Below are 21,830 nucleotides of genomic sequence, written 5' to 3'. Positions count from 1 at the left end.
ATGTATGTTGCTGTAAAAGGCGGCGAGGCCGCCATCGAAAAAGCGCACAGGCTGCTGGCGGATCGCCGGCGCGGCGAGCGCACCGTTCCGGCGCTGACGCCGGAGCAGATCGTGGGCCAGCTTTCGCTTGCCGTCGATCGCGTCATGGCCGAAGGCTCGCTCTACGATTCCGAACTTGCCGCGATGGCGGTGCGCCAGGCACGGGGCGATCTGATCGAAGCCATCTTCCTCCTGCGCGCCTATCGTACGACGCTTGCGCGCTTCGGCGTGTCGCGGCCCATCGATACGGCCGCTATGCGCATCGAGCGGCGGGTTTCCGCCACCTACAAGGATATTCCGGGCGGGCAGTTGCTGGGTCCGACCTTCGATTATACCCATCGCCTCATCGATCCGGCGATGGCGGAAGATCTGCCCGTGGAGGAGCCCGCACGGCGCCCCTCATCCGAGGAGACGGCTTTACGCGTCACGGATATTCTCAACAGCGAGGGCTTGATCGAACCGGACGCACGTTCCGAATCCGAGCCCGGCGATCTGACGCGCGATCCCGTATCCTTCCCGGCGGGGAGGGACCTCCGCCTGCAGGCGCTGGCGCGGGGCGATGAAGGCTTTCTCCTGTCGCTCAGCTATTCCACGCAGCGCGGCTATGGCCGCACCCATCCCTTCGTCGGCGAGGTACGGATCGGCCTGGTGGATGTCGAGATCGACAGCCCGGAACTGGGCTTTGCCGTGAAGCTCGGATCGATCCGCGTCACCGAATGCCAGATGGTTTCCCAGTTCACGGGATCGGCGGAAGAAGCCCCGCGCTTCACCCGCGGTTACGGCCTCGTCTTCGGCCAGTCGGAACGCAAGGCCATGGCAATGAGCCTCGTCGACCGGGCGCTTCGGGCCGATGAGTTCGACGAGCAACGGCTGGCCCCGGCGCAGGACGAGGAATTCGTGCTCGCGCACTGCGACAATGTCGAAGCAACCGGCTTCGTCGAGCATCTCAAACTGCCGCATTACGTGGACTTCCAGGCCGAACTTGACCTTCTCCGGCAACTCCGCCGCGAAAGCCACCCTTTGCAGCATGAGGAAGAAACTCAGGAGGCGGCTGAATGACGCTCCCGGCCTATAATTTTGCCTATCTCGACGAACAGACGAAGCGCATGATCCGGCGCGCGATCCTGAAGGCGATCGCCATTCCCGGCTATCAGGTGCCGTTCGCCTCGCGTGAAATGCCGATGCCCTATGGCTGGGGCACCGGCGGCGTGCAGGTGACGGCCTCCATTCTCGGCCCCGATGATGTGCTGAAAGTCATCGACCAGGGGGCGGACGACACCACCAATGCCGTCTCCATCCGGGCCTTCTTCGCAAAGACCGCCGGGGTTGCTACGACGACCCGGACGGCCGGGGCAACCGTCATCCAGACGCGGCATCGCATCCCCGAGACGCCACTGAAGGCCGGGCAAATCCTCGTCTATCAGGTTCCGATCCCGGAGCCGCTCCGCTTCCTCGAGCCGCGCGAGACCGAGACGCGCGTGATGCACGGGCTGGAGGAATATGGCCTCATCCAGGTGAAGCTCTACGAGGACATCGCCCGGCACGGCCACATCGCCACCACCTATGCCTATCCGGTGAAGATCGAAGGCCGTTATGTGATGGATCCGTCTCCGATTCCGAAATTCGACAATCCAAAGATGCGCAACTCCCCGGCGTTGCAGCTTTTCGGCGCTGGCCGCGAGAAACGCATCTATGCTCTGCCGCCTTTCACTGAGGTCGTGAGCCTCGACTTCGAAGATCATCCGTTCTCGGTCCAGCGCTTCAGCCAGCCCTGCGCGCTCTGCAACGCGACGGGTGTCTATCTTGACGAAGTGGTCACGGATGATCGCGGCGGGCGGATGTTCGTCTGTTCCGATACCGACCATTGCGAGACCCGGCAGGCTGACGGCCACAGGGGCCCCGGTCTCCCGCAAACCCAACAGGAGGACGCGGCGTGAGCGACCCGATACTTTCCGTCCGCGATCTGGAACGGCGTTACGCTTCCTTCATCGGCTGCACGAAAGTCTCCTTCGATGTCTGGCCGGGAGAGGTGGTTGCCATCGTCGGGGAATCCGGCTCGGGCAAGACGACGCTTCTCAATTGTATCTCCGGGCGGCTGGAGCGCTCTTCCGGCTCGATCCGCTATCGCATGCGGGACAACCGCTTTCCCGACCTTGCCGAGCTTTCGGAGGCGGAGCGCCGGTTCCTGATGCGCACCGACTGGGGCTTTGTCCACCAGAGCCCCGCCGAAGGATTGCGCATGCGCGTTTCGGCGGGGGCCAATGTCGGCGAGCGCCTGATGGCGGTCGGCGAGCGGCACTATGGCCGCATCCGGGAAACGGCGAGCGAATGGCTTCAGCGCGTTGAGATATCGCCTGATCGCATCGACGACCAGCCGGTGGCCTTTTCCGGCGGCATGCGCCAGCGTCTGCAGATCGCGCGCAATCTCGTCACCCATCCGCGCCTCATCTTCATGGACGAGCCGACCGGCGGCCTCGATGTCTCGGTGCAGGCGAAGGTGCTCGACCTACTGCGCGGGCTGGTGACGGACATGAGCCTTGCCGTCGTCATCGTGACCCACGATCTTGCCGTTGCCCGCCTCCTGTCGCAACGCATTATCGTCATGAAGAACGGCCGTATCGTCGAGACGGGCCTGACCGACCGGGTGCTGGACGATCCCCGGCACGCCTATACCCAGCTCCTCGTCGCCTCGATCCCGGAGTCCTGATCCATGGTTCTGCAAGAGAAAAACAAGGACGCGGTGCTGTCCGTCCGCAATGTGGCGAAGTCCTTCACCATGCATCTGCGGGACGGCCTTGTCCTGCCGGTGGTCGAAAACGTGGCTTTCGACATTTTCCCGGGGGAATGCGTCGTGCTGGCCGGCCCGTCAGGCGTCGGCAAATCGTCGATCCTGCGGATGGTCTATGGCAATTATGCCGTCGATAGGGGCAGTATCCTTGTGCGCCCCGGGGCTGGTGAGGAGCCTCGCGACCTCGCTTCCGGCGATGCGCGCCTCGTCCTGGAGCTGAGGCGGGGCGTCATCGGCTATGTCAGCCAGTTCCTGCGGGCGGTGCCGCGCGTGGCGGCGCTTGACGTGGTGGCTGAACCACTTGTTACCCGCGGCGTCGACCGCGCGGAAGCAAGAGACCGCGCGGCGCATCTGCTGCACCGCCTGCACCTGCCGGAAGCGCTGTTTTCCCTGCCGCCCGCCACCTTTTCCGGTGGCGAGAAGCAGCGCGTCAACATCGCGCGCGGCTTCATCACGGATCATCCTATCCTGCTCCTCGACGAGCCCACCGCCTCGCTGGACGCGGCCAATCGTGACGTGGTGATCGGCATGATCCGCGAAAAGCTCGGGTCCGGCGTCGCCATTCTCGGCATTTTCCACGACCAGCCGGTGCGTGACGCGGTGGCGACGCGGATGATCGATATTTCCGGCTTTTCGGCACGGAGGGCAGCGTGATGCCGAAGCTCTCGGAAACCGTTCCCCATATCGACGAGATGGCTAGCGTCAGCCAATCGACGCTCGGCCGCTACACGGAAGTGGCGGCCCGGACGCGCCTGAGCGAGACCGTACTAGGCGACTACTCCTATGTCATGGAAGATTGCTCGATCTGGTGCGCCGAGATCGGCAAGTTCGCCAATATCGCATCGGCGGTCCGCATCAATGCGCCCAATCATCCGACATGGCGCGCCACGCTGCATCATTTCACCTACAGGGCGGGTGATTATTTCGAAGAGGCGAGCGATGAGGAAAGCTTCTTCGAATGGCGCCGCAACCGGCGTGTCGTCATTGGCCATGACGTCTGGATCGGTCATGGCGCGACAATCCTCTCGGGCGTCACGATCGGTAATGGCGCGGTAATCGGCGCGGGCGCCGTTGTTTCGCGCGATGTTGCACCATACACGATCGTCGGCGGCGTTCCGGCGCGGCTGATCCGCAATCGGTTCAGCGCGGATCTGGGCGAGCGCATGGACCGCCTCGCCTGGTGGGACTGGCCTCATACGCGGCTTGCAGAGGCGCTCGAAGACTTTCGCAAGCTCCCGGCTGAGGAGTTCGTGACCCTTTACGAAGGGAAAACCGAAAATTTCATCAATCTGTCATCCAACGATCATCAACAGGTCAACAAATTGAAGCCTAAGCTTGGAAAACAGGGAGAAAACGCATGATAGCGGTCGCGGTTTCCAACCTCTCGAAAAGCTATGGCAATACCTGTGCCTTGAAGGATGTCAGCCTCACGCTTGCCCGGGGTGAAATGGTTGCGCTGATTGGCGCTTCCGGGTCGGGCAAGAGCACGCTCATCCGTCATATTGCGGGGCTCGAAGCCGGGGATGGTGGGGCAGGGCGGATCGAGATTTTCGGCGAGCTGACGCAGTCGGCGGGGCGATTTTTGCGTCGTGGCAAGCGTAGCCGGGTGGCTGTCATATTCCAGCAGTTCAATCTCGTCGGCCGTCTGTCCGTGCTCATGAATGTGCTTATCGGGCATCTGGGGCGGACGCCGCGCTGGAGGGGGACGCTAGGCCTGTTCAACCGGGCTGAAAAGGCCAAAGCCCACAAGGCACTGGAGCGTGTGGGTATTCCGCAGGTCGCGGCGCAGCGCTCTTCGACACTCTCGGGCGGCCAGCAGCAGCGTGCGGCAATTGCCCGTACGCTCGTTCAGGAAGCCGAGATTCTCATCGCCGATGAGCCGATCTCCGCCCTCGATCCGTCTGCCGCCCGCCGGGTAATGGACGTTCTTGCCGATATCAATGCCAAGGACGACATCACCATCCTGGTGTCGTTGCATCAGGTCGAATATGCCCGCCGCTATTGCCGGCGCACGATAGCCATGCGCGACGGTGCCATCGTTTATGACGGCCCATCGTCCGCCCTTTCCCCCGATTTCCTGGCCGAGCTCTATGGCGCGGCATCGGAAGAACTCGTCCTGCCGGATATTCCGGCGGGCGACCAGACCGCCCCCTTGGCGGAATCCAGAAAACGCCGGGCCACGCTTTTGCCGGCCTGATCCACTTCAAAACCGGAGAACACAGATGAACGCGATACTGAAAAGCATGGCGGCGATGTCCGTTGTCTTCACCATGACCTCCGCAGCCTTTGCGCAGGACACGATCAATTTCGGGATTATCTCAACGGAATCCCAGCAGAACCTGAAAACCGTCTGGCAGCCATTCCTGGACGACATGAAGGAGAAGACCGGTCTCGACGTTAAGCCGTTCTTTGCGTCGGATTATGCCGGCGTGATCGAAGGCATGCGCTTCGACAAGGTGCAGGTCGCCTGGTACGGCAACAAATCGGCGATGGAAGCTGTCGACCGCGCCAATGGTCAGATATTTGCTCAAAGCGTGCCGGTGGGCGGGGAGCCGGGCTACTGGTCTGTCGTCATCGTTCCCAAGGACTCGAAGATCCAGACGATCGATGACGTCCTGACGTGCGATCATTCCGTGAATTTCGGCCTTGGCGACGTCAACTCGACCTCCGGCTATCTGGTGCCGATGACGTTCATCTTCGCGAAGAACGGCCTTGATCCCAAGCAGTGCTTCAAGAACGTGACGAACGCCAATCATGAAACCAACGCGATGGCTGTTGCCAACAAGCAGGTTGATGCCGCCACAAACAACACCGAAAACATGGCGCTCATCAAACAGAACAACCCGCAGGCGTTCGAGAACATCCGGGAAATCTGGCGTTCGCCGCTGATCCCGTCCGACCCTATCGTGTGGCACAAGGAATTGCCGGAAGAAACCAAGACGAAGATCCGTGACTTTTTCCTCACCTATGGCACGGAGAAGTCAAAGGGGAATATCGAAGAGGAAAGGAAGGTCCTCGCCGGTCTGAAATGGGCGCCGTTCCGCGCATCCGACGATAATCAGCTTCTTCCCATCCGCATCATGGAGCTGACCAAGTCCATCGGCCAGACGGAAGCGGACGCGAAGCTGAGCGCCGAGGAAAAAACCGCGAAGGTAAAAGACCTCACCGAGCAGAAGGCGAAGTACGAGGCCGAGCTCGCCAAAGCCACCAACGGCTGATCTTCTATTCGTTATCGAGGCGGGCTGATGAAGCCCGCCTTTATTTTAAGGAGTGAACGCAATGGGTGATTTGACATTGGCAGCGGCCAAGGTGGAGCCGAAATCTGCCATGCAGGGCCGCGGCGGTTACCGCAATAGCATCGTTCTAATCGTCCTGGTCGCGGCGCTCACCTTGAGCTGGGCCCCGGCTGAGATGAGTCGCTGGACCTATCTTTTCACCGATGCTGGAAACATGGCCCAATATGCCAGCGGCTTCCTCCGGCCCGATTTTTCGGATTGGCGGTACTACCTCGAAGAGATCGTTGTAACAATCCAAATCGCGCTATGGGGCACTTTTCTCGCCGTGGTACTGTCTGTCCCCTTTGGCATTCTCTCTGCAACCAACATGGCACCATGGTGGATCCGCCATCCCGTCCGGCGGCTGATGGATTTCTTCCGGGCGATCCATGAGGTGGTGTTCGCGGTGCTGTTTGTGGTCGCTGTCGGCCTTGGACCGTTTGCCGGGGTGATGGCGCTTTTCATCCATACGACCGGTATCCTGGCCAAGCTCTTTTCCGAGGCCGTCGAGGCCATCGACCCGCGCCCTGTGGAAGCGATCCGCACGACCGGGGCCTCGCGGGTGCAGCAGGTGATCTTCGGCGTCATTCCGCAGGTGCTGCCGCTCTGGATTTCCTTTTCGCTCTATCGGCTCGAATCCAATATCCGCTCCGCCACGGTTCTAGGGCTTATCGGCGCCGGCGGCATCGGCCAGGTGATGTTCGAGACTATCCGCGGCTTCTATTACTCGCAGGCCGCGGCAATCCTGATCATCGTCGTCCTGACGGTCACGCTGATGGACCTTGTATCGCAGAAGCTGCGCAAGCTGGTGATCTGACCGTGTCACCTTCCACTTCAACAGCCTTCAACCTCCACGCCGGATTATCCGATTATGAATGATGAAACCGTCTTCTCCAATTGCAACATCGTCCTACCCGACCGCTTGCTGAAAGGCTCCGTGCTTGTCCGTGACGGGCTGATCTGCGACATTTCCGCCGGCAGTTCCACGTCCGGCATGGACCTGGAAGGCGACTACCTCATTCCAGGCTGCGTGGAACTTCATACAGATCATCTGGAAACGCATTTCCAGCCGCGCCCGAAGGTCCGTTGGAACATGGACGCGGCCTTGCAGGCGCACGACGGACAGATAGCAACCGCCGGTATAACGACGGTTTTCGATGCATTGAGGGTGGGATTGGACGGCGACACAGAGCTTCTGGCCTCCGATATGTCGGCCATGGCCGATACGATCTCCGCCGCCCATGCGGGCAAGCGGCTGCGCGCCGAGCATTTCATTCATCTGCGCTGCGAGGTATCGGTCTCGGACGTGGTGGATCATTTCGATGGGATAAAGGCCAACGACCGCGTCCGCCTCGCATCGCTGATGGATCATGCGCCGGGGCAGCGCCAGTTCGTGAATCTGGAAGCCCACCGGATCTATTATCAGGGCAAGAAGAAGATGAGCGACGAAGAATTCTTCGCTTTCCGCGAAAGGCGCATCGCGGAAAGCGAGGCGAACTCGCCGCGCAATCGGCGCATCATTGCCGAACGCTGTCATCATCAGTCAATCGCCATCGCTTCGCATGACGATGCGACGGCGGAGCATGTGGCGGAAGGCGTCGAACTCGGCGTCTCGCTGGCTGAATTCCCGACGACGGTCGAGGCCTCCCTCCTGTCGCGTCAGGCAGGGCTACAGGTTCTCATGGGCGCGCCCAATGTCGTGCGCGGCGGATCGCATTCCGGCAATGTTTCGGCGCTGGAATTGCTGGAGAACGGAGCACTGGACATACTGTCGTCCGATTATGTTCCCTTCAGCCTGCTACAGGCGGTCTTTCTTCTGGCGGAAAAGCGCGTTCTCGATCTGCCGTCGGCGGTTCGCCTGGTTTCGGACAATCCGGCCCGCGCGGCGAAGCTCGATGACCGCGGGCGGATCGAGGTAGGCCGCCGGGCCGACCTCGTGCGTGTGCGCGCCGAAGCCGGTCTTCCTCCTCAAGTCGCGGGTGTCTGGCGGGAGGGCAGACGGGTCGCCTGACGGGCGGGTCGGTCCCGGACGCTCGCTGACATTGGTCACCTCCGGCCATTTGTCTTGGTTTAAAGCTCAGCTGAGTTCCTGTGCAAGTCCGATGAGAAGCCCTTCAGGCCCACGGATGTAGCAGAGCCGATACACCTCTTTATACTCGACGACTTCGCCAACGAGCTGCGCGCCGTGCGTGCGGAGCCTTTCGAGGGTATCGTCGAGGTCGTCCACGGCGAACATGACGCGAAGGTAGCCCAGGGCGTTGACCGGGGCATCGCGGTGATCTGCGACGACAGGCGGCTCGAGGAAGCGGGAGAGCTCGAGCCGGCTGTGGCCATCCGGTGTGCGCATCATCGCTATCTCGACGCGCTGATTGCCCAGTCCAGTGACGCGTCCGGCCCATTCTCCTTCGATCGTGGCCCGCCCTTCGAGTTCGAGGCCGAGTTCGCGAAAGAAATCAATCGTCGCTCCGAGGTCTTCGACGACGATTCCCACGTTATCCATCCGCTTGAGCGCCATGTTTCCAATCTCCAGGGTGCCGTTCCAATCCACAAGGTGTCGCCCAGTCTAACATTGGACGCTTGAGGTGTCCCCAACACCGGCGGCCATCCGGGGGCGATCCGCGGTTGTCCACGTCAGACGCTTGCATCATGGGTCGCCTCAAACCGTCATCCCGGTTTCAAACGCTCTCTTGGCGGGGCTTGGCTATTGTCTGCCTCAAATAGCATACATGGACTTGATGAAAGACATGTTTTGCCTCTTATTTCTGAGAGGAAATGGCAATATGAAGAATGAAAGGACCAAGCAATGGCAAAGAACACGATTTGCTTATGGTACGACAGGGACGCCGAGGCCGCCGCCCAATTCTATGCCAAGACCTTTCCCGACAGCGCGGTGGGTGCAATCATTCGTGCACCCGGAAACTATCCGGATGGCAAGCAGGGAGACGTGCTGGTCGTTGAATTCACCGTAGCCGGTATTCGTTGTATTGGTCTCAACGGTGGCCCCATGTTCAAGCATAACGAAGCCTTCTCATTTCAGATCGCAACTGACGATCAGGAGGAAACGGACCGCTACTGGAACGCCATTGTTGGCAATGGTGGACAGGAAAGCGACTGTGGCTGGTGTAAGGACAAGTGGGGCGTATCCTGGCAGATCACGCCGCGCGTATTGACCGAAGCACTCGCGGCAGGCGGCGATCAAGCAAGGCGTGCGTTTGATGCGATGATGACCATGAGGAAGATAGACGTCGCGACGATCGAAGCGGCGCGACGCGGCTGAGACACTAAAATTCGATTTGCTCCGCGATCCGCAGGGCGTCATCGACCCTATGTGGAGATATCGAAATGTGCCTTCGAGTATCGTGTGGCTCATTGGAAGCCACACAGCTCGCGGGCTACAGCGAATGATGAAGCTGCTCGCTACGAGATATCCCATGCGTGGTGCCTGCCAGGGTCCGCAAACATCGTTCAGAAGCGAAATAGTGGAAATGGCGGGGTAGGGCTGCCTATATGCGCAGTTCCCGACCACTTGCTTACACCGAAGGAATGAAAATCATCGCCAGACGCGCACTTCTTCTCGTCAATCCAAAGGCACGCCGTGGCCAGGAGTCGATTACACCTGTCGTGAAGCGACTTGAGCGCGGTGGATTGACGGTCAATATCGAGCCATTCGAGGCGCTGCCAGAGATCGCACGAGACATCGTACGCCTTCGCCATAGCGCTGATCTGGTCATCGTGTGCGGTGGAGACGGTTCGGTCTCATCGGCAGCCGTCGCGGCCATGGAAAGCGGCCTGCCGATGGGTATCATGCCGATGGGGACGGCGAACGATCTTGCTCGCACGCTCCACATCCCGATGGATTTGCTGCAGGCTGCTGATGTCATCGTCCAGGGACGTCAGCGCCGGATCGATGTAGGAACCGTCAACGGCCATGCGTTCTTCAATGTCGCCAGTATCGGCCTTAGCACCGAACTTGCGCAAGGCCTTGATCCGGCACTCAAAAAGCGCTTCGGCCGGTTTGGTTATGCGCTGGCGGCCATGAAGGTATTAGCCAGGGCCAATCACTTCCACGCCAGGATTACTGAGAAGGGGACGACGATCGAGGCTGAGACCTATCAGATCGCCGTTGGCAATGGCCGGCACTATGGTGGCGGCAATGTCGTGGAGGAAACGGCGCAAATCGATGATGGCCGTCTTGATCTTTACAGCCTGGAGATGACCAACCTCTGGAAACTGGCGCTGATGCTGCGTTCCTTCCGCTCGGGCAAGCACGGAGCATGGGAAGAGGTTCGCACGGCCAGATGCGTGGAGTTCGATATCGAGACAAAAATACCGATGCCGGTCAACACCGATGGTGAACTCGTTACATCCACGCCGGCGCATTTCAAGGTGCACCCCAAGGCGATCTCGGTCTTTGCTCCGTAGGTGACGTCACCCCGATCTCTCTAACCGCAAGCCTCGCAACGTTTCGAGAAACGAGGTGACCACCGATGAAGGTTCGCCCCGCCGCCACAGCACGGCAAGGTCCACCTCCAGCGGACTGGCCGTCTGGCGGAGGTCACGATAGACGACTCCGACCTGGCGCAGGTTGCGCATGGAGGCTGGTACCAGAGCAATCCCAAAACCTGCCGCGACAAGGCCGATGATCGTATGCATCTGTACCGCTTCCTGCGCGACACGCATGGAAAAGCCCGCGCTCTCGCAGGCCGCGACCAGGCGAGCATGAAAGCTAGGTCCTTCATGTGCCGGAAAGGTGACGAAGGGTTCTCCTGCTAGATCGCTCAGCGTAAGCACCGGGCGGGCAGCGGCGGGATGGTCCTCCGGCAGTGCCACGACGAGCGGCTCGGTGAGAACCGAGAGATATCGCAGGTCGTCGGCGCCGGCCACGGGCGGCCTTGCAAATCCCACATCCGCTTCGCCCTGCTGCAGGGCCCGGACCTGTCGCATGGTTGGGCGTTCCTGCAAGTGGATATCGACATCGGGAAAACGCGTCCTGTAAACGCGCAGCAGGCGGGGCAGGAAATCGTAGATAGCTGCGCCCACATAGGTGATACGCAGCGATCCGACGAGGCCGCGGGCAGCCCGTTGCGCCGCTTCGACGGCCAGATCCGCCTGGGCGACCGCCTTGCGCGCCTCGTCGAAAAAAACCAGTCCGGCTTCCGTGAGGCGGATCCGCCTGCTACTGCGGTCGAAGAGTTCGACGCCCATACGCGTTTCGAGCTTCTGGATGGATTGCGAGAGCGGCGGCTGCGCCATGCCCAGTCGGGCGGCAGCCCGGCGGAAATGGAGTTCCTCGGCAACGGCGATGAACTGTCGGAGCATTCTGAGTTCGATATTTGATATCATGGACATATCATACGATACTGAGAATCGATCTGGAAATATCATGAGAAAGGTTCATCTGTCCTTCCATTGGTTGTGAAATGAAAGGACCCGATATGCCATCGATCATCAAAACCGCCATCGCCGGCGCATTTGCCGCCGGCTCTCTTTTCGCCGACGCCGCGCACGCCGAAATCAGCCGCGAGGACTTCAAGGTCGCAGGCGAGCCCGGTATATCTCTGAGCGTACGCGAGGTGCGCGATACGCTGGCATCAGCGGAAAAACCGCCGGTCATTCTCCTGCACGGCGCCCGCGTGCCGGGAATTCCCTCTTTCGATTTGCCTGTGGAGAACGGTTCCCTGGCGGCCGATCTCGCGCGTGCCGGTCACCGCGTCTTCATCATGGATGCACGCGGCTATGGCGGGTCGAGCCGCCCCGGTCAGGATGGACCGCAGCAGGGTGAGCCGCTTTCACGGTCCCATGAAGTGGTACGCGACGTTGCGGCCGTGGTTGAAGCGGTCGAGCGCCGCACTGGTGCGCCCAAGGTCGCGCTCCTCGGCTGGGCGACGGGCGGCCACTGGGTCGGCATGTATGCCAGCAATCATCCGGAAAAGGTGAGCCACCTGGTGATCCACAACGCCCTTTATGGCGCTCATGCCGGCCATCCGACCCTAGGGCCGGGAAGCAGCATGGCTGATCCTGAGGCACCGGGCCAGTTCAACGTTGCGAGATTTGGTTCTTACCGGCTGAACACCGCTGCGTCCCTCCTACCGTCCTGGGACAACTCGATACCGATCGATGATAAGGCCAGTTGGCGCGATCCCGAGGTCATCCGCGCCTATCAGGAGGCCGCTCTCGCCTCCGATCCGACCGCTTCGGATCGTGATCCTCCTGCATTCCGTGCCCCGTCGGGGGCAATGGCGGATTCCTTCGATCTCGCATCCGGCCGAAAGCTATGGGATGCAGGACCGATCAGAGCACGCGTACTCATCATCCGCTCGAACCGTGATTTCTGGAGCAGGCCGGAAGATGTGGCCGGACTTGCCCGCGACCTGACGCAAGCAGCCGAGGTCCGGGCGGTGACACTTCCGGAAGCTACGCATTACGTTCACCTCGATCGTCCGGAGCGCGGCCGCGCCACCTTCGTCAACGAGGTGTTGGATTTCCTTGCGGCGCCGGTCGCTGCAACCGACTGATACACTATTCGGCGGCAACGATCCGGAGGGCCCGTTGTGGCTGTCCCTTGTTGCCGCCCATCAGGTAGATCAGACAACTCGTGCGCAGCAGCGAACTGAAATTCGAAATCGAACCATTGATCTCCAGCGCCTCGTCATAAAGCGTCGACAGAAAACGGGCTGTGGAAAGGCTCTGTTTCTGCGCAATCTCGTCGATCAGCAGCCAGAACGCCGCTTCGAGTTGAATGCTGGTCGAATGCCCGCCGATACGGATGGAGCGGTTGATCGGACGGTATCTTTCGGGGTCCTGACCCGCATAGATCTCGCACATGGGTTCCTCCCTTTTTTTATTATGATTCTAATATGCCGCTGCCGCGTGCCGTCGTCAAATGCCGTCTGCGGGCGGAACATATCGGCCCGGATAGCGCAAATTTCGTGTTTCTTTTTTGCGTGCGGTAATCGGCTGCTACCAACACTCCGCAATCGCGGATTAGCATCACCCCATAAAAGGAGACAATGACGTTGGCGAAAGCAATCCATTCGATGGTTCGCGTCCTTGACGAAGCGCGTTCTGTCGATTTCTACAGCAAGGCATTCGGGCTCAAGGTGGCGGACAGGCTGGATTTCGACACCTTCACGCTCGTCTATATGAGCAATGACGAGAGCGAGTTCGAGGTCGAACTGACGATCAACAAGGGGCGTACTGAACCCTATGCCCTTGGCGATGGCTACGGCCATCTTGCGGTTTCGGTGGGCGATCTCGATGCGGAGCATGCGCGGCTGGCGGCTGCGGGCCTTGCTCCCAACAAGATCGTCGAATTCAACCGCGACGGCGCGCTGCTCGCGCGGTTCTTCTTCATCACCGATCCCGATGGCTACAAGATCGAGGTTTTGCAGCGTCACGGTCGTTTCAAATAACGGAGCCGCGCCCCGGAGGAGGGGCGCGGCCCGACCGGCTGGCAGGCGAAGGAAATGGGAGGATAGCCAGATGGCCATGGTCCATGAAAACCGGCGCGGCATCTCGCGCCGGGAATTGCTAAAACGCGGAACGATCGGTGCGGCCCTGATCATATCGGGTCGTGCGGTCATCAGCCCCCGGGATGCCTGGGGGCTGGAGACGACGGCGCTCAAGCCGGAAACGACGGCGACCCTGATCGTGCTGGCGCGCGACATCTACCCGCATGACCAGCTCGCCGACCGCTTCTATGCGATCGCGGTCAAGGGGCAGGACGCCAAGGCGGCCGAGGATCCGGCACACAGGACTTTGATCGAGGACGGCATCGCCGATCTCGACAGGCGCGCCGGCAGCGGCGGCTATCGTGGCCTTGGATGGGAGGACGACCGGGTCGCCATCCTGCGTGACATCGAGACAACGCCCTTCTTTCAAGCGGTGCGCGGCGATCTTGTGGTGAGCCTCTATAACCAGAAGGAGATCTGGCCGATCTTCGGCTATGAGGGCGAGTCCTATTCAAAGGGCGGCTATATCGACCGCGGCTTTAACGACATCCAATGGCTTTGACCGAATGCGCCCGCGCCGGAGGAGGTGGCGGGCAGGCGGTGCATGAGCGCCGTCGGGCATACAGTTTCGGGAGGATAGCATGGCAGCCCCTTATGATCTCAACGACGACAGCGTGGTCGTCATCATCGGTTCCGGTGCCGGCGGCGGCACGCTCGGCAACGAACTTGCTCAGAAGGGCATCGATGTCGTCGTGCTCGAAGCGGGCAGCCGCATCGAGTATGAAGATTTCATCAATGACGAATGGGAGAGTTTCGCCCAACTCGCCTGGCTTGACCACCGCACCACCGGCGGCGGCTGGCGGGTACACAAGGACTTTCCCAATCTGCCGGCCTGGATCGTCAAGGCGGTCGGCGGCACGACGACCCATTGGGCCGGCGCCTCGTTGCGCTTTCAGGAACATGAGTTCAAGGACCTGACGACCTATGGCAAGATCGAGGGCGCCAACCTGCTCGACTGGCCGATCACTCTTGCCGACCTCGAACCTTATTATGCCAAGGCTGAGGACAAGATGGGGGTGACCCGCACCAATGGCATCGAGGGCCTGCCGGGCAACAACAATTTCAAGGTGTTCAAGGCCGGCGCCGACAAGCTTGGCTACAAGGAATGCAATACCGGCCGGATGGCCATCAACTCCGCCGAACGCGACGGCCGCATGGGCTGTCAGCAGACCGGCTTCTGCTTCCAGGGCTGCAAGTGGGGCGCCAAATGGTCGACGCTCTATACCGAAATCCCGAAAGGCGAGGCGACCGGCAGACTGGAGGTCCGGCCGAATTCCCATGTGGTGAAGATCGAGCATGACAAGGCCGGAAAGGTGACGGGCGTCGTCTATGCCGACACGGACGGCAAGCTGCATGAGCAAAAGGCCCGCATTGTCTGCGTCGCGGGCAATTCGATCGAAAGCCCCCGGCTGCTCCTCAACTCGCATTCGTCGATGTTCCCGGACGGGCTGGCGAATTCCTCCGGCCAGGTTGGCAAGAATTACATGCGGCACACGACCGGTTCGGTCTATGCCGTGTTCGAAAAGCCGGTCCACATGTATCGTGGTACGACCATGGCCGGCATCATCCGAGACGAGGCTATCCACGACCCGTCGCGCGGCTTCGTTGGCGGCTATGAGTTGGAAACCCTGTCGCTCGGCCTGCCCTTCATGGCAGCCTTCCTCGATCCCGGCGGCTGGGGCCGTTCCTTCACCTCGGCAATGGACAACTATCCCAACATGGCCGGCATGTGGATCGTTGGTGAGGACATGCCGCAGGAGCAGAACGCGGTGAAGCTGCACCCTGAACTGAAGGACCAGTACGGCATGCCGATCCCCGATGTATCGTTCACCGACCATCCCAACGATATCGCCATGCGCAACCATGCGTATCAGCGTGGGCAGGCGCTCTACGAGGCCGTCGGCGCAATCCGCAGCTTCCCGACACCGCCCTATCCTTCGACGCATAATCTCGGCACCAACCGTATGAGCGAGAAGGCGTCGGACGGCGTAGTCAACAAATGGGGACAGACGCACGATATCAGGAACCTGTTTATTTCCGACGGTAGCCAGTTCACCACGGGCGGCGCGGAAAACCCCACGCTGACGATCGTGACGCTGGCGATCCGTCAGGCGGACCATATCGCCGGGGAAATGGCCGCGGGAACTATTTGACGCGAAAACGGTCAACCACGGTTGAGCGTATGGTTATTGCAGGATTTGCGGTGACCATACGTTATATCCGCTCCATCAGTAGCAAACGAGAACGACAAAATCCTTCGTCTTCAGCTTAAGGCGTGCGCCGCCAATCCATGAACCCAAGGCCCGTCTTTCCGGTTGAGGAAGCGGCGTCCCTTTGACATGGTTGTAACCGTTCCGAATACGCCGAGGCGGCATTGCTGAAGAAATTTGGCCAATAAGCCGTCCTTTTCGCGCGTATCGACGCGGGCGAACCGCGTCCCTACAGGCCGGAGCGGTTGGACAAGGCCGCATGGGGGAAGGTCGCCGATTCTGAAAAACCGGCAATTGTTTCTGTTTCGCAATATTCGATCGCGAACATGTGTTCGACTTTAGCCATACTGCTGATCTCGAACGAAACGCTTGTGCCTCCGATTCCGTCGCCGTTGCAGAAAAGAACGAAGTCCGACGCCGATCAATAAATAGTCTGAAAATATATAATAGGGAAAATTGTAAAATTACTGGCGACATGAGTTCAGTGAATATTTAACCAGTTCCCGAAAATGCGATGGTTGGTTTAACTATTTTGCGTAACATCTGGATTATTCTTGACGAGGATTAGCGATGTCTACTTTCAAGTGATTGGTCGAGTTGGCCAATCTCGCGAGCGTAGGGTTGCTGACCGAGACGTGATCACGAACACAGCTTGCCCGGCGCCAGACGCCCAAGGCAGCCGGGTCAACCAGATGTGGAGAATATGAGAACATGCATAGACCCAACAAATGGTGGTGGGGAGCCGTTCCCCTGGCTGGACTTTGGGCCTACACGGCCGCAACCCACACGGAACCGATGCAACGGGATTTGTCCCAGCGGTCAGCAAGTGCTCTTGGGCAGGTGGCGCTGGACAAGCCCTCGCTGAACTTCAGTGGCCGCGATGGAACCCTTTCAGCAAATGCGTTCTCATTTCGTGACATTAGCGAGGCCGCGACAGCGGTCGGCCATACGGCAGGTGTGCGGCTTGTCAAAAACGAGGCCAAATTGGTTCCCACGGTGCAGCCTTACAATTTCGGCATCGAAAAGACAGGCAACACCATCACATTAACAGGCAATGTTCCCCGGCCAGATATTCGCCAATCCATTCTGGACAGCTTCAAGGCTGAAAACCCATCCGCCAATGTGGTCGACAAGCTTACCTATGCGCTGGGCGCACCAGCAGGTTTTGAAAACGCAGCCAAATTTGCGGCAAAGCAGCTTTCGGATCTGAGCACAGCTTCAATGACGCTCAGCAACGGCACTTTGTCGGTTAACGGCATTGCTCAGGACCGGACCAATCTCGCCAATTTGATGACGGCTTTGAAAAGCCCTCCGCAGGATGTGGCGCTGGGACAAGTCAATGTGCAGGGCAATTCTCCTGACAGCACGGTGAAGACAGCTTCGGTGCAGCCATCCGATGACACGGTGTTCAGCGCCGTACGCAACGGGCAGGAAAAAACGCTGACCCTGGGCGGCAACTATCAAAATGATCAACAACATCAGGAGATACTGGCCGCGGCGAAGCGTAATTTTGCGTCCCATACCGTCATCGACAATATGACGAAAGCGGAAAACGCACCCACTGATATACTAGCCGCTGCAACTCTTGCCCTGCCGCATCTGTCGCGTCTCAGCGATGGAGCGCTGCATATAAACAACAAGACTGTAAATTTGAGTGGCAGCGCGCTTCATGAGAATGCAGCCCAAGCGATCAAAAGCGCGATCACCGGTCCCCTTCCGAACGGGTATACGGGGCAGGCCGATATCGCGATCGCCAAACCAGGGGCACCCATCGACAATGCCGGTTGCCAGTCGTTGTTCAGTGAGATTACCCATAACGATACAATCCACTTTGAAACAGGCAGCGCGCGGATCGACAAGGATTCCGCGAGAGTTCTCGATTCCGTCGTAGCCACTGCGCAACGTTGCCCAAGCGGCAAGGTCGAGATCCAGGGATATACGGACAGCGAGGGGTCGCCTAAAGCCAATCTCGCGCTTTCGCAGCAACGTTCCAACGCCGTGAGGCAATATATGGTCAATGCCGGCGTCGACGGCTCGCGCCTTACGGCGGTCGGCTATGGACAGGCCAAGCCCATTGCTTCCAATGACACCCAAAGTGGTCGAGCCAAGAACCGCCGTATCGAATTTCTCGTGAAGTAGGAGAACAGTCATGCTGTATCTGACCCAGTTTCATTCTTTATGGCTGCTCCTGGCCCTCATTCTTGGCGGCATCATTGGGTGGCTCAGTTTTCTCCATGAGAAGCCCGGCTGGTCCGGAGCAGGCTGGTTGGGCATCGGCATTCCCCTGTTTCTGATCGGCCTTGCGGTCGCGGTTTTCAAGCTGCTACCAGGGGAAGCTGGTTATTGGCTCGATCTCGCCTTGTTGTTTTTCGGCGCCTACATCATCGGCTGCCTGCTCGGCAGCCTGTTGCGCGGTCTGCTCACCGGCCGTGCTGAGCCCGCCGTTGGTGCAGCAGCGGCCGCCGCCGTCGGAGCAGGGACGATCGCGCCCCGCGTCGCCCCTTCCTCGATCGGGATCAGCCACCCCGGCAAGAAGCCACCTGCACTTGTATTGCAGAACGCAACCGATAAGGACGACTTGAAGCTGATCAAAGGTGTCGGGCCGCAAAACGAGCGCATATTGAATGCCCAAGGCATCCATACATTTCGCCAGATCGCTGCCTGGTCTCCCGCAGAAGCCGAATGGATGGGCCACCATATGGCGTTTCCCGGCCGTATCGAGCGGGAACTTTGGATCGAACAGGCAAGGGTTCTAGCCGGGGGCGGCGAGACCGAGCACTCCAGGGCGGTTCGGGCCGGTCTGCCGGTGGACGACAAGCCGATGGGTGACATGGATATCGCCAAGCTCAAATCCGGCCTGTCGCAAGTGCTGGATAAGGTTGAGGGTGAGGATCAGCATGAGGGTCGTCGCCCCTTTGGAACGGTAGAGCCTCAAGGCGTTGCTGATGATTTGAAATTGATCAACGGAATAGGCCGGCAGAACGAAGCGCGGCTGCATGGTCTCGGTATCTGGCATTTCAGCCAGATAGCGGCCTGGGACCGCGATAATATCAATTGGATCGGCAGTTACCTTGATTTTCCCGGCCGCATCGATCGCGAGCAATGGGTGGGACAGGCCAAGATATTGGCCACGGGAGGCACGACCGAATTCGCGGAGCGTGTGAAACGTGGTGAAGTTGCAAGTTCCGAAGACGATGGCTTCAAGGGACAGGACAACGTCGAGAAGATCAAACGTTAAACCACGTGTGAAACGCGCGCCATGCGCCCCATATCCGGCGCATGGCTTTGGGGGAAGACAAGTGCTCTCAAATCATGGGCCGGATCTGGCTCATGTCTTCAATCGATAGCCGGTCTTGAAAATCCACCACACAATAGCGAGGCAGATCGCGAGGAAGAGGCAGATCATCGCGATGCTGACGCCGACGCTCACATCCGCCGTCTCGTAGAAGCTCCAGCGGAAGCCGCTGATGAGGTAGAGCACGGGATTGAGGAGCGTCAGGTTGCGCCAGAACTCAGGCAGCATGTTGATGGAATAGAAGGAGCCGCCCAGGAAGACGAGGGGGGTGACGATCAGGAGCGGGATCAGCTGCAGTTTCTCGAAATTGTCGGCCCAGATGCCGATGATGAATCCGAACAGGCTGAAGGTGACTGCCGTCGCGACGAGGAAAAACACCATCCAGAAAGGATGACGGATCTCGATCGGCACGAAGAGATGCGCCGTGGCGAGGATGATCACGCCCAGGATCAGCGATTTTGTCGCCGCCGCGCCCACATAGCCGATGACGATCTCGATGAAGGAAATGGGTGCCGACAGCACCTCGTAGATGGTGCCGACGAATTTCGGGAAATAGATGCCGAAGGAGGCATTCGAGATCGAATTCTGGAGCAGCGTCAGCATCATGAGGCCCGGCACGATGAAGGCGCCGTATTGGACGCCGTCCACCTCCTGGATGCGGCCGCCGATCGCCGCTCCGAAGACGACGAAGTAAAGCGAAGTGGAGAGCACCGGCGAGACCACGCTCTGGAGGAGCGTGCGCCGCATGCGCGCCATCTCGAAAAGATATATGGCCTTGATGGCTTCGAAATTCACCGTGCTTCCTCCACAAGGCTGACGAAAATATCCTCGAGCGAGCTCTGCTCGGTATCGAGGTCCTTTACCGCGATGCCGGCCCGGTTGAGGTCGGCAAGCAGCGAGCCGATGCCGGTGCGCGCGGCCTGCGTATCATAGCGGTAGACGAGGCGGCGCCCGTCATCCTCCACGTCGAGGTCGTAGCGCGAGAGCGCCTCGGGCAGGCCTGCAATGCCGTCGGCAAGCTCGAGCGTGAGCTGCTTCTTGCCAAGCTTGCGCATGAGTTCCGTCTTTTCCTCGACCAGGATCAGCCGGCCCTTGTTGATGACGCCCACCCGGTCGGCGATTTCCTCCGCCTCCTCGATATAATGGGTGGTGAGGATAATGGTGACGCCGGTTTCACGCAGGCGGCTGACCAACTGCCACATGTCCTTGCGCAATTCCACGTCGACGCCGGCGGTGGGTTCGTCGAGGAACAGGATCTTGGGCTCATGCGCCAATGCCTTGGCGATCATGACGCGCCGCTTCATGCCACCCGAAAGCTGCATGATCTTGTTGTCCTTCTTGTCCCAGAGCGACAGGTCCTTGAGGATGCGCTCGCAAAGCGCCTGGTCCGGCTTCTTGCCGAAGAGGCCGCGGCTGTAGTTGACCGTGGCCCACACCGTCTCGAAGGTTTCCACATGCAATTCCTGCGGCACGAGCCCGATCAGCTGCCGGGCGGCGCGGAAATCCTTGATGATATCGTGGCCCTGCACCGTCACTGTGCCGGTGGTGGGGTTGACGATGCCGCAGACGATGGAAATGAGCGTCGTCTTGCCAGCGCCGTTCGGCCCCAAGAGCGCGAGGATCTCGCCGTTGCGGATGTCGAGATCGACCCCGTGAAGGGCGGTGAAGCCCCCCTCATAGGTTTTCGAAAGATTGGAAATGGATATGGCGTTTGGCATGGGACCGTGGCTGAAAGGAAATGGAAGGAACAGGTTCACGCGCCAAGCGGGACGCGTGAAACACGCGCCCGGCCAAAGCGCGCCAGATATAGGCAAGTTGCCCGTCCGTTACCATAGCAGATGTGTGACAGGCTGACACTTCCTGACAAAATGCTGGCGCTGGTTAAGCCGGACTGAGCTCGGCCGCGCTTTAACAACACCCATCACCAGGCCATTTGCGGCGTGCATCGCGATCACTGCGTCGTCGCTTGATCCAGCCTGAACGAAACCGGCAATTTTTCGTGATACCGGCTTCCCGGCATGAACCCGCCCATCCGTGCGAGCACGCCGCCCAGTTTCCCGAGATCCGTCTTTGTGGCGAAGGGCTTATCCGGACGATCGCGAAGGTAAAACGGACTTCAAAGCATAGCTCGTCCGTACCACTCTTTCTATGGTGGGACCGTCCTGCAGAGGTGCCCCCGCCAGCGTCTCCGATGCGAACCGATGCGCAGCGATCGTCACCTATCTCGCAAGCCGATAGCCATACGAGGAGAAGCATTCATGACAGCGTTTACGATCAACGGGCGCGCGGTGGATATCGACGCCGAACCCGATACGCCGCTTTTGTGGGTGATCCGGGAGCATCTGAAGCTCACCGGCACCAAGTTCGGCTGCGGTATCGCGCAGTGTGGAGCCTGCACGGTTCATATCGACGGCGCACCGACGCGCGCCTGTGTGACCTGGCTTGAGGACGTGGAGGGCCGGCAGGTGACGACGATCGAGGGACTGTCGCCGGATGCCAGCCATCCGCTTCAGAAGGCCTGGATCGCGGAGCAGGTGCCGCAATGCGGCTATTGCCAGTCCGGGCAGATCATGCAGGCCGCGGCTCTTCTTGAGAGCAATCCCAGTCCGACACGTGAGGAGATCATCGAGCACATGGACGGCAATATCTGCCGCTGCGGAACCTATGTGCGCATCATCAGCGCCATTCAGCGCGCTGCACGGGAGGCCTGAA

General features: G+C 59.9%; 23 protein-coding genes and 1 pseudogene. 18 read left to right on the top strand and 6 right to left on the bottom strand.

Annotation, left to right across the window (positions count from 1 at the left end):
* The 9 genes from ATN84_RS19865 to ATN84_RS19825 all read left to right on the top strand — a co-directional run bounded on the left by ATN84_RS19865 (position 1) and on the right by ATN84_RS19825 (position 8,113).
* Complete coding sequence (locus tag ATN84_RS19865) at positions 1–1,098, top strand: carbon-phosphorus lyase complex subunit (RefSeq protein WP_068883945.1); 1,098 nt, start codon at positions 1–3, stop codon at positions 1,096–1,098.
* Complete coding sequence (locus ATN84_RS19860; protein WP_068883943.1) at positions 1,095–1,976, top strand: alpha-D-ribose 1-methylphosphonate 5-phosphate C-P-lyase PhnJ; 882 nt, start codon at positions 1,095–1,097, stop codon at positions 1,974–1,976. Before ATN84_RS19865 ends, ATN84_RS19860 begins: the two co-directional genes overlap by 4 nt.
* Positions 1,973–2,746 (top strand): phosphonate C-P lyase system protein PhnK, encoded by a 774-nt coding sequence (gene phnK / locus ATN84_RS19855; RefSeq protein WP_068883941.1) that lies wholly within the window; start codon positions 1,973–1,975, stop codon positions 2,744–2,746. Before ATN84_RS19860 ends, phnK begins: the two co-directional genes overlap by 4 nt.
* 3 nt (positions 2,747–2,749) lie before the next feature.
* Positions 2,750–3,481, top strand: coding sequence for a phosphonate C-P lyase system protein PhnL (gene phnL / locus ATN84_RS19850; protein ID WP_068883939.1), 732 nt, complete (start codon positions 2,750–2,752; stop codon positions 3,479–3,481).
* Positions 3,481–4,188, top strand: a complete 708-nt coding sequence (locus ATN84_RS19845; RefSeq protein WP_082766399.1) for a DapH/DapD/GlmU-related protein — start codon at positions 3,481–3,483, stop codon at positions 4,186–4,188. The genes phnL and ATN84_RS19845 overlap by 1 nt, the downstream gene beginning before the upstream one ends.
* A complete protein-coding gene (phnC, locus tag ATN84_RS19840; RefSeq protein WP_068883937.1) occupies positions 4,185–5,024 on the top strand; it encodes a phosphonate ABC transporter ATP-binding protein in 840 nt (279 codons plus the stop codon). The genes ATN84_RS19845 and phnC overlap by 4 nt, the downstream gene beginning before the upstream one ends.
* Positions 5,025–5,049: 25 nt before the next feature.
* Complete coding sequence (gene phnD, locus ATN84_RS19835; protein WP_068883935.1) at positions 5,050–6,045, top strand: phosphonate ABC transporter substrate-binding protein; 996 nt, start codon at positions 5,050–5,052, stop codon at positions 6,043–6,045.
* Between the two features lie 61 nt (positions 6,046–6,106).
* Positions 6,107–6,919, top strand: coding sequence for a phosphonate ABC transporter, permease protein PhnE (gene phnE, locus ATN84_RS19830; protein WP_153020313.1), 813 nt, complete (start codon positions 6,107–6,109; stop codon positions 6,917–6,919).
* Between the two features lie 54 nt (positions 6,920–6,973).
* On the top strand, positions 6,974–8,113 hold the full coding sequence (locus tag ATN84_RS19825) for an alpha-D-ribose 1-methylphosphonate 5-triphosphate diphosphatase (protein WP_068883931.1): 1,140 nt from the start codon (positions 6,974–6,976) through the stop codon (positions 8,111–8,113).
* A 66-nt stretch (positions 8,114–8,179) separates the two neighbouring features.
* On the opposite strand, the gene ATN84_RS19820 is transcribed toward ATN84_RS19825, so the two are convergent.
* Positions 8,180–8,617, bottom strand: coding sequence for a VOC family protein (locus tag ATN84_RS19820; RefSeq protein WP_068883929.1), 438 nt, complete (start codon positions 8,615–8,617; stop codon positions 8,180–8,182).
* Between the two features lie 288 nt (positions 8,618–8,905).
* Between ATN84_RS19820 and ATN84_RS19815 the strand changes: the two genes are divergently transcribed.
* A complete protein-coding gene (locus tag ATN84_RS19815; RefSeq protein WP_068883927.1) occupies positions 8,906–9,379 on the top strand; it encodes a VOC family protein in 474 nt (157 codons plus the stop codon).
* A 266-nt stretch (positions 9,380–9,645) separates the two neighbouring features.
* Positions 9,646–10,524 (top strand): lipid kinase, encoded by an 879-nt coding sequence (locus ATN84_RS19810; protein WP_068883925.1) that lies wholly within the window; start codon positions 9,646–9,648, stop codon positions 10,522–10,524.
* Positions 10,525–10,530: 6 nt separating this feature from the next.
* On the opposite strand, the gene ATN84_RS19805 is transcribed toward ATN84_RS19810, so the two are convergent.
* A complete protein-coding gene (locus tag ATN84_RS19805; RefSeq protein WP_201026410.1) occupies positions 10,531–11,445 on the bottom strand; it encodes a LysR family transcriptional regulator in 915 nt (304 codons plus the stop codon).
* 92 nt (positions 11,446–11,537) lie between these two features.
* Between ATN84_RS19805 and ATN84_RS19800 the strand changes: the two genes are divergently transcribed.
* Positions 11,538–12,617 carry an alpha/beta fold hydrolase gene (locus ATN84_RS19800; protein WP_068884382.1) on the top strand — a complete coding sequence of 360 codons (1,080 nt, stop codon included), beginning with the start codon at positions 11,538–11,540 and terminating at the stop codon, positions 12,615–12,617.
* Positions 12,618–12,621: 4 nt separating this feature from the next.
* On the opposite strand, the gene ATN84_RS19795 is transcribed toward ATN84_RS19800, so the two are convergent.
* On the bottom strand, positions 12,622–12,927 hold the full coding sequence (locus ATN84_RS19795; RefSeq protein ID WP_068883923.1) for a ribbon-helix-helix domain-containing protein: 306 nt from the start codon (positions 12,925–12,927) through the stop codon (positions 12,622–12,624).
* A 191-nt stretch (positions 12,928–13,118) separates the two neighbouring features.
* Between ATN84_RS19795 and ATN84_RS19790 the strand changes: the two genes are divergently transcribed.
* The 3 genes from ATN84_RS19790 to ATN84_RS19780 all read left to right on the top strand — a co-directional run bounded on the left by ATN84_RS19790 (position 13,119) and on the right by ATN84_RS19780 (position 15,766).
* On the top strand, positions 13,119–13,514 hold the full coding sequence (locus tag ATN84_RS19790; RefSeq protein WP_068884379.1) for a VOC family protein: 396 nt from the start codon (positions 13,119–13,121) through the stop codon (positions 13,512–13,514).
* 70 nt (positions 13,515–13,584) lie between these two features.
* On the top strand, positions 13,585–14,115 hold the full coding sequence (locus ATN84_RS19785) for a Twin-arginine translocation pathway signal (protein ID WP_068883921.1): 531 nt from the start codon (positions 13,585–13,587) through the stop codon (positions 14,113–14,115).
* A 79-nt stretch (positions 14,116–14,194) separates the two neighbouring features.
* A complete protein-coding gene (locus ATN84_RS19780) occupies positions 14,195–15,766 on the top strand; it encodes a GMC family oxidoreductase (protein ID WP_068883919.1) in 1,572 nt (523 codons plus the stop codon).
* A gap of 110 nt (positions 15,767–15,876) precedes the next feature.
* Here ATN84_RS19780 and ATN84_RS27865 read toward each other — a convergent pair.
* Positions 15,877–16,047, bottom strand: a pseudogene (locus ATN84_RS27865) (GNAT family N-acetyltransferase); the annotation flags it as partial.
* Between the two features lie 487 nt (positions 16,048–16,534).
* Between ATN84_RS27865 and ATN84_RS19775 the strand changes: the two are divergent.
* Both ATN84_RS19775 and ATN84_RS19770 read left to right on the top strand, forming a co-directional pair.
* The gene (locus ATN84_RS19775; protein WP_082766398.1) at positions 16,535–17,962 is read left to right on the top strand and encodes an OmpA family protein; all 1,428 of its coding nucleotides are present in this window, start codon (positions 16,535–16,537) and stop codon (positions 17,960–17,962) included.
* Between the two features lie 10 nt (positions 17,963–17,972).
* On the top strand, positions 17,973–19,061 hold the full coding sequence (locus tag ATN84_RS19770; protein ID WP_068883915.1) for a hypothetical protein: 1,089 nt from the start codon (positions 17,973–17,975) through the stop codon (positions 19,059–19,061).
* Positions 19,062–19,151: 90 nt separating this feature from the next.
* Here the strand turns inward: ATN84_RS19770 and ATN84_RS19765 are convergent, their stop codons facing one another.
* Positions 19,152–19,913: an ABC transporter permease gene (locus tag ATN84_RS19765; protein ID WP_068883914.1), complete on the bottom strand. Its 762-nt coding sequence runs from the start codon at positions 19,911–19,913 to the stop codon at positions 19,152–19,154.
* On the bottom strand, positions 19,910–20,836 hold the full coding sequence (locus ATN84_RS19760) for an ABC transporter ATP-binding protein (protein WP_068883912.1): 927 nt from the start codon (positions 20,834–20,836) through the stop codon (positions 19,910–19,912). Before ATN84_RS19760 ends, ATN84_RS19765 begins: the two co-directional genes overlap by 4 nt.
* A gap of 540 nt (positions 20,837–21,376) precedes the next feature.
* Here ATN84_RS19760 and ATN84_RS19755 point away from each other — a divergent pair.
* A complete protein-coding gene (locus ATN84_RS19755) occupies positions 21,377–21,829 on the top strand; it encodes a (2Fe-2S)-binding protein (protein WP_068883910.1) in 453 nt (150 codons plus the stop codon).
* The last annotated feature ends 1 nt before the right edge of the window (position 21,830 follow it).

It is taken from the genome of Paramesorhizobium deserti (assembly GCF_001558695.1).
In the GTDB taxonomy this organism is placed as follows: Bacteria; Pseudomonadota; Alphaproteobacteria; order Rhizobiales; family Rhizobiaceae; genus Paramesorhizobium; species Paramesorhizobium deserti.
Note: the sequence above shows the minus strand (reverse complement) of the source record. Positions and strands in the feature narration are given on the sequence as shown.